This is a genomic window from Enterococcus sp. AZ126, assembly GCF_051714545.1.
Lineage (GTDB): Bacteria > Bacillota > Bacilli > Lactobacillales > Enterococcaceae > Enterococcus_L.
This window is the reverse complement of the sequence record NZ_JBIOSB010000001.1, coordinates 3,171,244-3,186,918: the sequence shown is the minus strand read 5'-3', so window position 1 is coordinate 3,186,918 and position 15,675 is coordinate 3,171,244. Positions and strand designations below refer to the sequence as shown.

The 15,675-nt window shown below is 34.4% G+C and carries 14 protein-coding genes; 5 read left to right on the top strand and 9 right to left on the bottom strand.

Features of this window, described 5'->3' with window-relative positions; genetic code table 11:
• The first annotated feature begins 183 nt into the window (after positions 1 to 183).
• Positions 184 to 498, top strand: a complete 315-nt coding sequence (locus tag IGI43_RS14985) for a DUF1827 family protein (RefSeq protein WP_438758580.1) — start codon at positions 184 to 186, stop codon at positions 496 to 498.
• A gap of 115 nt (positions 499 to 613) precedes the next feature.
• On the opposite strand, the gene IGI43_RS14980 is transcribed toward IGI43_RS14985, so the two are convergent.
• Complete coding sequence (locus tag IGI43_RS14980) at positions 614 to 919, bottom strand: helix-turn-helix domain-containing protein (protein WP_438758579.1); 306 nt, start codon at positions 917 to 919, stop codon at positions 614 to 616.
• A 136-nt stretch (positions 920 to 1,055) separates the two neighbouring features.
• Between IGI43_RS14980 and IGI43_RS14975 the strand changes: the two genes are divergently transcribed.
• Positions 1,056 to 2,225, top strand: coding sequence for a SulP family inorganic anion transporter (locus IGI43_RS14975; protein WP_438758578.1), 1,170 nt, complete (start codon positions 1,056 to 1,058; stop codon positions 2,223 to 2,225).
• Between the two features lie 135 nt (positions 2,226 to 2,360).
• On the opposite strand, the gene IGI43_RS14970 is transcribed toward IGI43_RS14975, so the two are convergent.
• Positions 2,361 to 3,938, bottom strand: a complete 1,578-nt coding sequence (locus IGI43_RS14970) for a peptide chain release factor 3 (RefSeq protein ID WP_438758577.1) — start codon at positions 3,936 to 3,938, stop codon at positions 2,361 to 2,363.
• A gap of 521 nt (positions 3,939 to 4,459) precedes the next feature.
• Between IGI43_RS14970 and IGI43_RS14965 the strand changes: the two genes are divergently transcribed.
• Entirely contained in the window at positions 4,460 to 5,950 is a 1,491-nt protein-coding gene (locus IGI43_RS14965) for a helix-turn-helix domain-containing protein (protein WP_438758576.1), read from the top strand.
• Between the two features lie 120 nt (positions 5,951 to 6,070).
• Here the strand turns inward: IGI43_RS14965 and IGI43_RS14960 are convergent, their stop codons facing one another.
• Together IGI43_RS14960 and IGI43_RS14955 are read right to left on the bottom strand one after the other, a co-directional pair.
• The gene (locus tag IGI43_RS14960) at positions 6,071 to 7,447 is read right to left on the bottom strand and encodes a hemolysin family protein (RefSeq protein ID WP_438758864.1); all 1,377 of its coding nucleotides are present in this window, start codon (positions 7,445 to 7,447) and stop codon (positions 6,071 to 6,073) included.
• A gap of 165 nt (positions 7,448 to 7,612) precedes the next feature.
• A complete protein-coding gene (locus IGI43_RS14955) occupies positions 7,613 to 8,749 on the bottom strand; it encodes an AI-2E family transporter (RefSeq protein ID WP_438758575.1) in 1,137 nt (378 codons plus the stop codon).
• A 341-nt stretch (positions 8,750 to 9,090) separates the two neighbouring features.
• Between IGI43_RS14955 and IGI43_RS14950 the strand changes: the two genes are divergently transcribed.
• Complete coding sequence (locus IGI43_RS14950) at positions 9,091 to 9,525, top strand: GNAT family N-acetyltransferase (RefSeq protein WP_438758574.1); 435 nt, start codon at positions 9,091 to 9,093, stop codon at positions 9,523 to 9,525.
• A gap of 70 nt (positions 9,526 to 9,595) precedes the next feature.
• Here IGI43_RS14950 and bph read toward each other — a convergent pair whose 3' ends face one another.
• The 3 genes from bph to recX all read right to left on the bottom strand — a co-directional run bounded on the left by bph (position 9,596) and on the right by recX (position 12,310).
• Positions 9,596 to 10,129, bottom strand: coding sequence for a biofilm phosphatase Bph (bph, locus tag IGI43_RS14945; protein ID WP_438758573.1), 534 nt, complete (start codon positions 10,127 to 10,129; stop codon positions 9,596 to 9,598).
• A gap of 221 nt (positions 10,130 to 10,350) precedes the next feature.
• Positions 10,351 to 11,520: an A/G-specific adenine glycosylase gene (mutY, locus tag IGI43_RS14940; RefSeq protein WP_438758572.1), complete on the bottom strand. Its 1,170-nt coding sequence runs from the start codon at positions 11,518 to 11,520 to the stop codon at positions 10,351 to 10,353.
• Positions 11,510 to 12,310, bottom strand: a complete 801-nt coding sequence (gene recX / locus IGI43_RS14935; RefSeq protein ID WP_438758571.1) for a recombination regulator RecX — start codon at positions 12,308 to 12,310, stop codon at positions 11,510 to 11,512. The genes mutY and recX overlap by 11 nt, the downstream gene beginning before the upstream one ends.
• 137 nt (positions 12,311 to 12,447) lie before the next feature.
• On the opposite strand from recX, the gene rlmD reads away from it, so the two are divergent.
• Positions 12,448 to 13,818 carry a 23S rRNA (uracil(1939)-C(5))-methyltransferase RlmD gene (rlmD, locus tag IGI43_RS14930; protein ID WP_438758570.1) on the top strand — a complete coding sequence of 457 codons (1,371 nt, stop codon included), beginning with the start codon at positions 12,448 to 12,450 and terminating at the stop codon, positions 13,816 to 13,818.
• A 65-nt stretch (positions 13,819 to 13,883) separates the two neighbouring features.
• Here the strand turns inward: rlmD and IGI43_RS14925 are convergent, their stop codons facing one another.
• Both IGI43_RS14925 and IGI43_RS14920 read right to left on the bottom strand, forming a co-directional pair.
• On the bottom strand, positions 13,884 to 15,308 hold the full coding sequence (locus IGI43_RS14925) for a glycoside hydrolase family 1 protein (protein ID WP_438758569.1): 1,425 nt from the start codon (positions 15,306 to 15,308) through the stop codon (positions 13,884 to 13,886).
• An 18-nt stretch (positions 15,309 to 15,326) separates the two neighbouring features.
• Positions 15,327 to 15,671 carry a PTS lactose/cellobiose transporter subunit IIA gene (locus tag IGI43_RS14920; RefSeq protein WP_438758568.1) on the bottom strand — a complete coding sequence of 115 codons (345 nt, stop codon included), beginning with the start codon at positions 15,669 to 15,671 and terminating at the stop codon, positions 15,327 to 15,329.
• Positions 15,672 to 15,675 lie beyond the last annotated feature (4 nt).

Sequence of the window (15,675 nt, the reverse complement as noted above, 5' to 3'; positions counted from 1 at the left end):
CTGATTGACTTTTTTGTGTTTTCCAAGACTAATTTCTTTTTATTTGAGCAAAAAGAAATTATAATTGAAGTGTATAGCATTTCGTTCAAATTTTAGAAAAGATTATTCTAGGTTTACCCAACAGTTGAATACTCTGTTTTTATTATTAATGTAAAAATCAACTACTATATTGAGGTGAGAAAAATGAAATTAGTAAATGTAACCAACAGCTACAAACAGCTAGTTAATAAACAATTAGAAAATACTGATGCATACTTTGTTAAAGTTTATTCAGCAGGAAATACAACCGTCGTGTATACAGAAGCTATTCAGCATGCTGAGATATTAATTATCAATAAAAAAAGAGCTGTTCGAAAAACTGAAATCAATGAAGTCTTGAATTACTTTTTAAAACGTATACCCAAAGAAAAATACAGTCGTGAGCAAATTTCAATAATTGAACTGAAAGATGTTGTAGAAATTTCAATTCCAATAACATCTAGTCTGATTGCTGGTTAAAAATTTACCCATTCTGATAGAGCCTGGAACAATTCTTGATGAGAATTGTTCCAGGTTTTTATTTTCAATTTTTTTCTACTATTCTCTACTATTTAGATATTGCTTTTCTAACAAGTCATTTCTTTTTTGTGAAAGACAATCCTGTTAGAAAATCTAGTAGCTCATATTTTTTATTTTCAGGTAATTCCATGATGACTGATAATAACTTTTGATCTATTGAAGATAAACTACTATTGAAAAATTCAGATAAGCTCACTCCTAAAGCCTCACAAATATGAGTTAATGTTAGTAAAGATAATTTTGACGTATTATTTTCGATTGCAGAAATAAACGAAGGTGAAATGTCGATCGTTTCTGCTAATTGTTTTGCAGTCATATTATTTATTTTTCTTAACTCTTGAATTCTTTTTCCTATATTCATTTGTTCACCTCTATCAAATTAAGTCATAACTGACTTTTATCTTAAAAAAATTCATTTATAGATTCATTTCCTTATTTAATTATGATACTATTATATAGTTCGTTATGCAAAAAAGAAAAAGGAGTGTCAATAACACATGTTATTTAGTATCAATAAAAATGAATGGTTAGGGAATGAAAAAAATGATTTATTTGCAGGGCTTGTGTCCTCCATTGCTATACTTCCAGAAGTCATTGGTTTTGCCATTATTGCGGGTGTAAATCCTATTTCCGCACTTTTTGCATCTGCCATCACACTATTCGTCATAACCTTTACCGGCGGTCGCCCAGCTATGGTATCGGCAGCTGCCGGCTCAATGGCTCTTGTCATTGCTTCTCTTATTGAATCTCATGGACTTAGTTACATGATTGCTGCGACTATTCTAACAGGATTCATTCAATTATTTCTTGGGTATATGGGTATTCATAAACTAATGAGATTTATTCCTCAAACGGTCATGTTTGGTTTCGTAAATGCATTAGCAATTTTGATTTTCCTAGCACAAATCCGACAACTTCCTAATCAAACAGTCTGGTCTTATATTATGATTTTTACAACAATTGTACTGATGTACATTATCCCTAAAATCATTAAAGTCGTTCCACCTGCACTAATCATTATTTTATTTATGACGATCATTTCCTTTATATTTAAAGACAATTTACAGACTGTAGGTAATTTAGGAGATATGAGTACCGTCTCTCCAAGTATAGCTTTACCTGCGGTTCCATTTACATTCCAAACGCTTTTAACCATCTTGCCTACATCGCTTGCTTTGGCAATGATCGGGTTGATTGAATCGTTATTAACGGTTCCTATTGTTGATAAAATGACAGATAGTCAAAGTGATAGTCAGCGGGAGGTCAAAGCACAGGGTCTTGGCAACATCATTACAGGTTTTTTTGGTGGACAAGCCGGTTGTGCAATGATTGGACAAGCTGTGATCAATGTAAAATCTGGAGGAAGAAAAAGACTGTCCACCTTCATTGCTTCTATATCGTTATTATTATTTATATTTGTTTTCAAAGATATTATGATTCAAATTCCAACTGCAGCTTTGATTGGAATTATGATAACTGTTTCAATCGAAACATTTGAATGGGAAAGTCTCCAATTAATACGGACCTTTGAAATAACTGAAAGTTTTATTATGATTGCAACGGTTGCTGTTATTGTGTATACACATAATTTAGCTGTTGGAATCATGCTAGGCGTTTTGCTGAGTGGGATAGTCTATTTCTTTTCCAAAAGGAAGAAGGCTATCTAGTATCATACAAATTAAAAATAGTCAGTTTCCAACTCAATATATACTTATTTTTTAAGGGTCCAAGAGAGATAACTCGATCAGTTATATCTCTTGGACCCTTTTAATTATTTGCTGACTCGACTAACAATTAATGGCTTACATCAAACTTTTCAACTCAACATCAGGATATTTATCTGCAAACCAACGCATAGCAAATTGATTTTCAAATAAAAACAACGGCTGATCGAAACGGTCTCTTGCTAAAATATTTCGACTAGAACTCATTCGTTCATCCAAATCATTTGGATCGATCCAACGTGCGATTTTAGATCCCATCGGTGTCATGATCACTTCTGCATTATATTCATTCAACATACGGTGTTGGAATACTTCAAATTGCAATTGTCCAACAGCTCCAATGATGTATTCTTCAGTTAAATACGTTTTATACAATTGGATGGCACCTTCTTGAACGAGTTGATAAATCCCTTTATGGAATGATTTTTGTTTCATCACATTTTTAGCGCTGACTTTCATGAACAGCTCTGGTGTAAATGAAGGTAATTCTTCGTACTGAACTTTTAGTTTCCCTTCAAACAATGTATCACCTATTTGATAATTACCAGTATCATAAATCCCGATAATGTCCCCTGCCACAGCTTCTTCCACATTTTCTCTAGCATCTGCCATGAATTGTGTCACATTGCTTAACTTTATTTTTTTGCCCGTTCTACCAAGAGTGACATCCATTCCACGCTCAAATGTTCCTGAACAAATACGGACAAATGCAATACGATCTCGATGAGCAGGATTCATATTCGCTTGGATTTTAAAGACAAACCCTGAAAACTCTTCTTCATAAGGACTGATTTCTTGTCCATCTTCTGTCTTATGAGCATAAGGAGATGGCGCAAATTGTAAAAATGTTTCTAACATCGTCTGTACACCAAAATTTGTTAATGCTGAACCGAAGAAGACGGGTGTTTGATTACCATGAGCAATTTTCTCTGTATCAAACTCGTCCCCTGCTTCTACTAATAATTCAACTTCTTCCAACACTTGTTGGTACACGCTATCCTTGTGCAGTGGTAAATCGCTTGAAATATCGCCATCCACCAATGGAATAAAACGTTCCCCATTATTGTTTTCAGGTCGATAAACTTCTACACGTTTATTGTAAATATCGTATAATCCTTCCAACCCTTTTCCCATACCGATCGGCCAATTCATTGGATAAGATTCGATATCCAGCAACTCTTCTAATTCTTCAAGTAATTCTAATGGTTCCCGACCATCTCTATCTAATTTATTGATAAACGTAAAAATCGGAATTCCACGCTTTTTAACAACTTGGAATAATTTCTTCGTTTGGGCTTCAATACCTTTGGCGCTATCAATTACCATAACAGCACTATCTACAGCCATCAACGTTCGGTACGTATCTTCTGAAAAGTCCTCATGCCCTGGCGTATCTAAAATATTTACACGCTTTCCATCATAGTCAAACTGCATCACAGAACTGGTTACAGAGATCCCTCTTTGCTTTTCTATTTCCATCCAGTCAGATTTTGCAAAGTTTCCTGTTTTCTTTCCTTTAACCGTTCCAGCTTGGCGGATTGCTCCTCCAAATAATAAAAGCTGTTCTGTAATCGTTGTTTTACCAGCATCTGGATGAGAAATAATAGCGAACGTGCGGCGGCTATCTACTTGTTCTTTTAAATGTGGATTATTCATTCGTTGCTCCAATCTATCATATTTTTCTTAAAAAGGTCTGCATTTATCTCTTATGATTTTATTTAAAGGACATTTACATTGGAAAAGTCTCCCTACTCTTTATTCTTCAACTAGTATAGTATATCATGGAATTACTCTAGTTTTCAAAGTCTTTAATCAAGTTTCAAACAAAATCGAAGAGACCAAAACAAAACTCAATGAATTTTGTCTTGATCTCTATTAATTGGGGAAGAAATGAACTTCTTAATTTATTTGCCAAAAACTAGTTTTAGTACTAAGATTTACTTTACACTTTATTAAATTAAGTATAAAGTTAGCCGACTTGATGTGCAACTATTGAAATTTCTTCACTAAATCATTTTCTAAAGGAATTTATTTGTTATTTATTCTCATTTATCCTTTTTTATCCAAACAATTGTATTATATTCAACGTTATTAAACTATTTTATAAACGAATATTTTCCAAATTCGTTATATTTTTTTCACTTTATTGACAAATTCATTTTAAAGGAGCGCGCAAAATGTTTGAAGCAATGATGTTGGAGGATACTTCTAAACGAAAATTAACATTATTTAAACTATTAACTAAATTTTCTAACAAACAACACAGCATCAATTTTTTTGAAAATAGACTTGATTATTCATATAGTCGTGTCGTTTACCTCCTTGAATTGATCCAACAAGATCTTACTAAAATGACCGGAGAAAGTATCAAACTATTCCAATTAAATGGTATTCATTATAGACAAACTATTTCATATGATATGTATTATCAATTTCTAATTACTCAAAGCGTTCCTTATCAATTATTGATTTCGATCCTCTATTATCCAAATGATGATCTGACTACATTTTGCGAGAAAAATTACCATAGCAGAACAACAGTTATTCGCAAATCTAAGTTATTAAGTAGTTACTTTAATCGATTCGGCATCAAAATGAATACCTCTAAATTACATCTTTATGGTGATGAAAGAATCATCCGAGTGACCTTTTATTCTTTGATCTGGCTAGCTTCTCAAGGTGTTCATCTGCCTAAAATCAAAAATAATCCAATCAACTATGATGAAATTACTAAAGCAATCAGTCCATATTTTCCGGATAGTTATAGCTATTCTGCCCATAAACAAATATCCTTAATGGTGAATATTATTTTTTTAAGAGTAAAAGCTGGTAATGTTTTGTCTGAAAAAACTGCGATTGAGCCTTATATTCCAACAGATATAACTTATATAAAAACTAGCTTAAGTGAATTGATTGAAGATAAAAAAATGCTGGAAGCTGAAGCTCAGTTTAGTGCATATTTGTTGATCTCAAAACCCAATTTTTTTAGAAATAATGATTATCGGCTCTCTTTATTAAATAAGTATTTAAGCACTCAGACAAATACAGCAACTAAAATTTTAGAAGAAGTTTGTACTTCGTTTCGTGAAAAATTTTTACCTAAGGATTTTTCTTGGCAGACCGAGCCTATTTTATTTGGAAATATAGCTAACATTATTTTTACTACAATCATTAGTGAAAAGCCATTTCCAACACTATTTCATTTGATCAATCACTCTCAGTACTCAAAAAATGAATACTACTATCACTTGTTGACTTATTTTAAAGCCATATTTCAAAAAATTTCCAAGAGAAAAAATTTTAGCTGGCTTAAAGAAAGTATTAATCCATTGTCCGATACGCTGGCAGCACTACTAGTCCCCCTATATGAATCATTTCAATCTGATAATATTCTCCGCATTGCATTGGTCGCAGAATCTAATTACTTGCTTGTTCAACCTCTGGCACAATTTATAGAAGAAATGCCTTTTGTTGAATTAATTGCTTACAAATATGGTGAGTTTTCTTCTTTTGATTTTATCGTCACTACTTCATCTTATCTAATTCCAGAGGACTGTCATTTACCATCTTTTGTTTTTCGCTTTTCTGCGGATAATGATGAACAATATATTGGTCTGTATCAAGCGATAAAAGAACTTCGTAATAAAAAAATAAATATAGTAGAGTAACAAAAAAGACCCCGACAAAAAACGCTTATTTCCGAAGGATCTATCTTTTTCTCAACTTTTATTCAGATTTAAAGCCCGAAACAAAACGGATTTTTAGTTTTGTCCCGGGCTCTTTTTAGTCTATCTTCTTGGCTCGTCATCTTCCATTTCTTTACGGAAAAAACGGCGGTATTCTTCTGGTTCCTCATCAACTACATCTTCATCGTGGAAAACAACCCTCAATGCTAATACTCTTGTTCCTTCCATTTCTTCAGATGTCAGTGTGATATTGCCAACATCAAATGACAGCTTCTCACCTTCATCAGGAATCGTGCCTAATGCCGTAATTAGATACCCTGCCATTGTATCAACATCACTCATATGCAAGTCGGTTTCAAATGCTTCGTTAAATTCATCGATTAACATTCTTCCTTGAACTAAATATTCGTGATCATTGATCTTAGCATATAAATTTTCTACTTCATCTGTCTCGTCATCAATTTCTCCAACAATTTCTTCTAACAAATCTTCTAAGGTAGCCAAACCAACGACACCACCATACTCGTCTAACAAAATAGCCATTTGGTTTTGGGTTCTTTTTAATTCATATAGTAAATCGTCAATAAAAATCGTCTCTGGAACAAATAAAGGTTCTTGGATAATATTTAATAATTCAATCTTATCAAACCCTAATTTATGAGCAGCTTTCAGTAAATTCTTTGTATGTAAGATCCCGATGATTTTATCTTTATCATCATTATATACTGGAATTCTTGAATAGTTTTCAGATAAAATCAAATCAATATTTTCTTCCATCTCATCTTCGATATTGATCATAAAAGCATCAGTCCGTGGAACCATTACTTCACGAGCAACTTTTGTATCTAAAGAAAAGACACCTTGAAGCATTTCCAGTTCATCATTATCTAAAACACCTTCTGATTCTAACATATAACGCATTTCGTCACGTGTCATTTTTGAATCAGCATCATCAAATTTCATTGGTGTGATTTTCGAAAGCAAGTCTGTTGAAGCAGACAATAACCATACAAATGGTCGGGCAATTATCCCTAAAACACGCACGAATCCAGACGTTGCTTGTGCTACTTCTTCTGATTTATTCATTGCGATTCGTTTTGGATATAATTCACCAAAAACAATAGAAACATAAGTCAACATAGCTAAAATAATAATATTCGCTATACTTTTTGCAGCAGCTCCACCACCAAGAACTGGTGTTAATCTTGCTGATAAAGCATCCGCTAGGGAAGCTCCAGACAAGATATTAACTAAAGTGATACCAACTTGAATCGTTGATAAAAAGCTTGTAGGATCTTGCAAAATTTTCAATAGCTTCTTTGCCTTCGCGTCTCCTTCTTCGGCTTTTTGTTCAACGCGATTCTTATTTACTGAAACAACTGCTATCTCAGCTGCAGCAAGAAACGCATTGATCAATGTTAGTACAATCAATAATACAATTTGCGCGATAAGCGACTGACTCTCGGGGTCAGCATTCATAATGTGCACTCTCTCCTCTTAAAATTATTTAGAAAAGCTATATTTCGCCTTCCAATTCCATTTAGTAAAAAACTGTTTACTAATTAATTTGATAAAAAACGTGACTACTAAAAGTAATCACGTTAAAATCCTATCACAAACAGCTATTAATTTCAATAATCGATGTCATTTTTCTTTCACCGATAGCTCATTTTCTTCACCTGTCAGTACAATTTTTTCGCTTCTGCTTTCTCGAATCATTCCCATTACATGAATGACAATCGTTTTAGCAATTGCATATACCGGAACACCTAAGAAAATTCCTAATAACCCTGCTAAGTTTCCAGCAACCAATAAAACAATGATGATCGTCAAAGGATGAATCTTTAATGATTTTCCAATTACATTTGGGTAAATGACATTGCCATCAATTTGCTGAACTATTAAAACCACGACACAACAAAGTACAGCTTTTATCGGCTCATCAAAAACCGTCACAAAAACAGCTGGAGCCAATCCTAAATAAGGTCCTAAATAAGGGATTAGATTAGTAAATCCAGCAATTACACCAAATAAAAAGGCATAACGAACACCGATCAACGAGTAGCCGATCGCTGTAAAGGTTCCAACAAATAAACACTCGATTGCTTGACCACTTATATAATTAGCCAATGTTTTATTGATTTTACTCAACAACTCAGAAATACTTTCTCGACGCTTCTCAGGGAAAAAGCGCTCGATCCCTGGAACAAATCGATCTCCATCTTTTAGCATATAAAATAGGATAAATGGTGCTGTAACAATAACGATCGTTGTTGAAGCAACAGTCGAAACGACAGAACCTAGACTATTGGATAGCCCGCTTAAAAATTGCTGAATAATCGTTCCATAAGAAATATCCAATTTTTCTATATAACTCGTTAAATCAATATCTTTAAATAATGGCAAATCAGCCATTCTATACACCCATGCTTCTACATCACTGAAAACGGTCGGCATATTAGATGCTAAACTCGCTAACTGAGAAGCTAATTTGGGAATAACACTTACTAGAATCAAAATGATCGCCACAACTAGAATCAATAAAACTAATATAACAGCGTATATCCTCTTCATTTTAGTCTTCATCAATAGATTAACGATAGGATTTAAAATATAATAGAGAAATCCCGCAACTAAAACTGGTGCAAATAAGGTTGAAAAAAATGTCCCAATTGGCGTAAACAGGAAATTGATTTTTGTCGACACAAAAATCAATGTTGCGATTACTAATAATTCAGCTGACCAAAAAAATAATTTTGACTGTCTTAATTTTTCAAACAAAGATGATCCTCCTTCATCATTAAAACTTTTGTTTTTTATTTTTTTCAAAAACAATTGCTTGTTAATAGATTTTAGCATAACCTGTATAAAATAAGATAGCAATAATTCATTATTCCTATTTTTTAATTTCTAAATACCTCATACGATTATCTAAAAATAGGAATAATATTTATTTTTCTCCTTAATTGGCTCCCACAATATATTTAAACTGGTAATTTCCACTTCGATTATACTATATAATACTGATACTCGTTTTACAAAAAACCTGAGAATCATACCTAGGTTCTAAAGTCGTATTTTATAGTGTATAATAACTAAAATAACTATAACAGAGGTGCCAAATGAAAATTGTTCATACTAAAGATACTATGAGTACGATCTACTTAGATGCTGTTAAAATACGTCATCAAGTGTTTATGTTGGAACAAGGCGTTCCAAGTGAAATTGAAATCGATAAATATGAAGCTGCCTGTATTCATTTTGTTTTGTATGGCGATAATAATGAAGCAATCGCAACTTGCCGTTTATTGCCGCTTGAAAAAGGAGTCATGAAATTACAACGGATGGCCGTTCAAAAAAATTATCGAGGACATGATTATGGTCGACTACTCGTGGAAGCAGCTGAAGACTTTTCAAAAGATTTAGGTTGTAACTCTATCACTTTAGGGGCCCAAATCACAGCTATTGGATTTTACGAAAGAATGGGCTATGTCAAAGAAGGCGAAATGTTCTTAGATGCAAAGATTGAGCATTTTCAAATGAATAAATCACTCTAATGTCAAAACAAAAAAGAACTGAAGCTCAACATAGCTTCAGTTCCTTTTTTCATTTAACATCTCACATTGGCTACTTTTTTGATAGCTCTTGGTAACGTTGATACCAGATATCTACATAAGCTTCAGAGAAAGGGCCTTTTTCATTATTAATCCAATCCACTAACGTCTTAACATTTTCTTTTAAAATAAAATCAATCGCTTCTGGATAATCCATGATTTTACTATGAAATTCATATTCATCGACATCTAACAAACGCTTTTCCCCATCTGGAAAAACTTTGATATCCAAATCATAATCGATATATTTCAATGCTTCATCATCTAAAAGATAAGGTGACGCAAGATTGCAGTAATAAGAAACCCCCTTTTCTCTAATCATCGCTATTATGTTGAACCAGTATTTCTTATGGAAATAAACTATAGCTGGTTCCCGAGTAACCCAACGGCGTCCGTCAGATTCGGTCACCAAAGTATGATCGTTGACACCGATCAAAGAATACTCACTTGTTTTTAATACCATAGTATCTCGCCATGTTCGATGCAAATGCCCATCGTGTTTGTAACTTTGGATCGTTACAAATTCACCTTCTTTTGGAATTGCCATAGTCCCCCAACTTTCCCTAGTACGAAAAATCGCTTCTAAAAGCTGATTGCTCTTCGTTTGGGTGTTCATTACACCGATATCAATGTAATTATATCATAATTTTCAACTTTGCATACTAAGGAGTTTGGTTTTGTTTTGAAATGCCGTGAATAAAATGAACCAAAATTAAAAAATACCACGAAACGTTGCTACCTATAGGTTAAATAACAAATGTCATTTTATTATTTTTTTCGATCTTTCTCAAGAAGCTCTACCATTTTTTGTTGCGGTTTTGGAAAAACTAAATTTGGGTAATCGACTTCCTTTACCCAGCGCTGATTGTCAGCCAATTCTGATAAACCTGTCTGACGCCCGTAAAACACAAGGATATGCCATTTTAAATGGCTAAAAATGTGCGTCACTTCACCTAAAGTCCGTTTTTGCCAAACGACTTGAGGATATTCTTCAAAAATTTCTGTATTTTCTTCAGCGATCATGCTTTGCTCGTCAAGTTCTAAAGACATCTGTTGTTCTTCTATAGTCCAATTTTTTTGTAAAAAATCAAATCGTTCTTTTGTTATCTCAGTAATTGGAAACAGCCACATATTTGCTAATAGTCCCGTTGTATTGCGTTGACATAATAAAAATTCCTGATTTTTATTTTCGATAATTCCCCCAATATAATAGACATCTTTTGGTTTCAACTTTTTTGATTTGACTGGAAAATTGGTCATTGTATTATTTTTGAAACTCAAACAATAAGACTGGATCGGGCATTCTTCACACTTTGGTGACGTTGGTGTACAGATCGCAGATCCTAGATCCATCATCGCCTGATTAAAGTCACCAGGACGTTCTTTATCGATGATTTTATACATCGCCTCTTCAAAAATCTTACGGCTGCTAGGTTTTGCAATGTCATCACCAATTTCAAATAAACGACTGACCACACGCATGACATTTCCATCAATCGCAGGTTCTGGAATTTGAAAAGCAATACTGCCGATTGCGCCCGCTGTATATGGCCCAATTCCTTTTAATTGACGGATTTCATCGATTGTTTCAGGCATCTGACCATTAAATTCTGTCATGATCTGTTGCGCTGCAACTTTTAAATTTCTTGCTCTGGAATAGTAGCCTAACCCTTCCCAAGCTTTCAACAATCGATCATCTGGTGCTTCAGCGAGATCCTGAATCGTCGGAAACCATTCCATAAAACGATAATAATAATCAATCACCGTATCAACACGAGTTTGCTGTAGCATGATTTCTGAGATCCAAATACGGTATGGATCTAGATTGACTCGCCAAGGTAAATTTCGTTTTTCTTTTTCATACCAAGCAACAAATTCTTCTTGAAATGAGTCAAGTTTTTCGTCACTCCAATTTTCCCAATTTTTTTCATTCTTCATTCTCTAATTCCTTTTCATCAAAATATTGCTGAATTAAATCTGAGTCAAAACGTTTCTGGAAAAGCCCTTGTTTGACTTTCATTAGGCGTTTATAGGAATCTAATTTACGGTGCTTTTCCCATAATTTATCGCCTTCTTTTCGGATCACATCTAATTCTTGCTCTTCATCTTTTTCAAACGATAGCTCTTCTAAAGCCAAATCGATCACTTCACGATTAAAGCCTTTTTGCATCAAGTGCATTTGAACTTTTTGCAAAGCATCTTTAAAACTTTTTGTCCGGTAACGTCTCATTGCTTTTTCAGCGGTCTCTTTTGCTACTTCTACTTGTTCATCCATAGTATAAAACGCTAACCCATGTTGAATGTCTTCGTCATTCAAGCCTTTTCTTTTTAGTTGTTGTTCAATCATTTTGGGTCCTTTATCACTTGTTCGCATTAACGTACGGACATAGCTTTCACTAAATATTTTATCATCTAAAAGGTTCATTTCTTCTAAGCGGACCACAATGCTTTTGCGATCTTCCGGTAAAATTTCCTTTTCTTTCAAATAATCTAAAATTTCTTTTTTTGAACGTAATTGATAACTTAAATAATTTAAAGACATTTGCAAGCCTACATCATAAGAACCAGCTTTTTTTATTTTTTCGACCATTTCGTCTGATAATTCTTGTCCTTTTAACAAACGTTGTCGGACTAAAGTATCCTCAGATACACGCAATTTTTCTCCTGAAGATAGCCAGATAAGATAAAACTGACCTTTGTCTTTTGTAATTTTCGTGATTGTTTCCATCTTTCTCCGCCTTTCTAGTGAGAACATATATTCTACTATAACATATATTTGACAGAAGCTAAACTAGCTAAATTGTGCTAAAATAAGAACTATCGATATATTTGATTAATCGATCTACGGATCAAAAGGATGGAATTATGACCACACAATTATTAAAAGAAGGACAAACGATTCCTTTAAAAATAAAACGTATAGGTATCAACGGTGAAGGTATCGGCTATTATAAAAAGACGATCGTATTTGTTCCTGGTGCTTTACCAAAAGAAGATATTTCTGTAGAAATCACAAAAATAGCCCCTCGTTTTGTTGAAGGACAACTGAAAAAAATCGTAAAAGCAGCACCTGAGCGTGTTGTACCGCCTTGTCCCGTTTACGAAGCCTGCGGTGGCTGTCAGCTGCAACATTTGGCTTATCCGGCACAGCTACTCTTTAAAAAAGATCTATTAAAGCAGTCGCTAAATAAGTTCAGACCAAGAAACTATGAAAATTACCAACTACCAAAAACAATCGGAATGAAAAATCCTTGGAATTATCGCAATAAAGCCCAATTTCAATTACGGAAAATCGAGGGGGAAGTTGAAGCTGGACTTTATCAAGCGGATTCTCATCGTCTAGTTCCTATTGCTGATTGCCTCGTTCAACAACCTGCTACAACTAAAGTAATGAACGCTTTGGTGGAGTTATTGAACAAATACCAATTACCGATTTATAATGAACGAAAAAACAGCGGTATCTTCCGAACGTTAATGGTTCGTGTAGGTATCAAAACCAATGAAGTCCAAGTTGTTTTTATTACGCAATCTGTAAAATTTCCACAGAAAAAAGCTCTGATCGAAGAAATCACCCAACAGCTTCCAGAGGTTGTTTCGATCATGCAAAACGTTCAAAACAAAAGAACTTCGATTGTTATGGGTGATGAAACGATTCATGTTTGGGGGAAAGAAAGTATTGAAGAGCAAATCAACGAAGTAACTTTTGATTTATCTCCCAGAGCCTTTTTCCAACTAAACCCAGAACAAACAGAAGTTTTATATAACGAAGCATTGAAAGCTTTAGACTTACAGCCAAATGAAACAGTCGTTGATGCCTATTGTGGTGTTGGAACAATTGGTTTGAGTATCGCTAAACAGGCCAAAGAAGTTCGGGGAATGGATATTATTCCAGCCGCCATCGAAGATGCTAAGATGAACGCTGAGCGCTTAGGTGTGACGAATACCCATTATGAAGTGGGCACAGCAGAAGAATTGCTGCCTAAATGGCTTCAGAGCGGTTTTAAGCCCGATGCAATCATCGTTGACCCTCCTAGAACCGGATTGGATCAAAAGCTGCTGAGAGCGATCTTAAAGCAGCCTCCTAAAAAGATGGTTTATATTTCTTGTAATGTGTCGACGCTTGCAAAAGATTTAGTTGATTTAGCTAAAGTCTTTGATGTGAAATATATGCAGTCTGTCGATATGTTTCCACAGACTGCGCGATGTGAAGTTGTCGTGAAATTGACTAAGAGATGATTTGATAATAAAAAGAGCCGACAACTAGAATAAAATCTGGTTGTCGGCTCTTTTTTAGTGTACTACTAAAGTACTGCTCCATTACTAGCAATAACTTTTTTCATCCAATCATAACTATCTTTCAAATACCGTTTTTGACTCCCTTTTCCATAATCATCTTGATCTACATAAATAAATCCATATCTTTTACTCATTTCAGAAGAGGAACAGCTGATAATATCGATTGGTCCCCAAGCACAATACCCTCTTAGATCAACACCATCTTTGATTGCTTCTTTCATTTGTTCGATATGTGCTTTATAATAATCGATTCGGTAATCATCGTAAACACTTCCATCTTCTTCTAACTTATCATAACAGCCGATACCGTTTTCGGTGATATAGATCGGACATTGATAGCGGTCATAAAAAGAATTCAGTAATGTTCTTAGCCCAAGTGGATCAATCGTCCAGCCCCAAGGATTTGCCGGCAGAGCTTTATTTCGATAAGGTTCATCCTGTTTTGCATCACAAATTTGTGTATAGTAATAGGAAAATGATAAGTAATCTGCCGTATTTTTCAGAGCAGCTTCATCTCCTTCAGCAAATTCCAACTGAATATCATGTTCTTCAAAATAGCGAAATGCATAACCTGGATAATAGCCTCTTAATAACACATCAGCGAAAAAATACTGCATTTGATTGATTTTCAGCGTGGCCAAAACGTCTTCTGGATCACAGGTTGCCGCATATTCTGGACCGCCACAAAGCATCATTCCTACTTCATAATTTTCGTCAACTTGATGTGCATATTCAGTCGCTAAAGCCGATGCTACCATCATATGATGTACACCTTGATATTTAGCTTCCGCGAGATTAGCTACCTTATCCTCAGCAATACCTAAATGATTAAAAGATTCATGACCGATCAAATTGATCTGATTGATCACAATCCAATATTTTACTTTGCCTTGGTAACGGTCAAAAAGAACTTTACAGTAGCGAACAAAGAAATCAACGACTTCTCTTGAATACCAGCCCTTATAATTCAACGTAAGATTAAGGGGTATTTCATAGTGGGAAAGTGTGATCATGGGTTCCATGCCATTTGCGATAATTTCATCGATCAGTTTATCATAAAAATGCAATCCTGCTTCGTTCGGTTCAAGTTCATCACCATTTGGGAAAATTCGAGACCAATCGATTGAGGTTCTAAATAATTTTAAACCCATATCTCCTAATAATTTTAAATCTTGTGGATAAGTTTCTTTGAAATTAATTCCCCACCTTTTTGGAAAAATACCTATTTTACTATTCAAGGCTTCTTCAATGTAGTCAGTGGAAATTTCTGCGTTCGATCTTTTTTCTAATGGAAGATCTGCTCTAAACTCATTGATATCAGCAACACTTGTGCCTTTGCCTTCGTACTGATACGCTCCTTCACATTGATTAGCAGCAACAGCTCCGCCCCATAAAAAGCCTTTTGGAAACCCAGTTGGTACTTGATACATATTTTTGACCCCTTTTCTTTAATTTTTTTCAAGTAATGCTAAACGATCATTAAGTTGCTTGGCTATTTTGATTAAGTGATTCGCCATATTGATTTCACTGTAGATCGTCATCAACGTATCTTGCGCATGTGTGAATAGCAACGAATGCTCATGTTGTGTTGCCTCTTCTCCCATCTCGCTTTGAATGACTTGCGTTTGAGTTTTATGTGCTTCAGTGATATTTGTTTTGGCAACTTTCATTTCTTCTGTTGCTGTTTCAAAATCGTTCTTTTCAGTTGCAATAAGGGCATTTTTACAATTGACTCTAGCATCCCCAGCGAATAAAATAATTTTCATCGCTTGTTGTGACAATACATCATCCATCTAA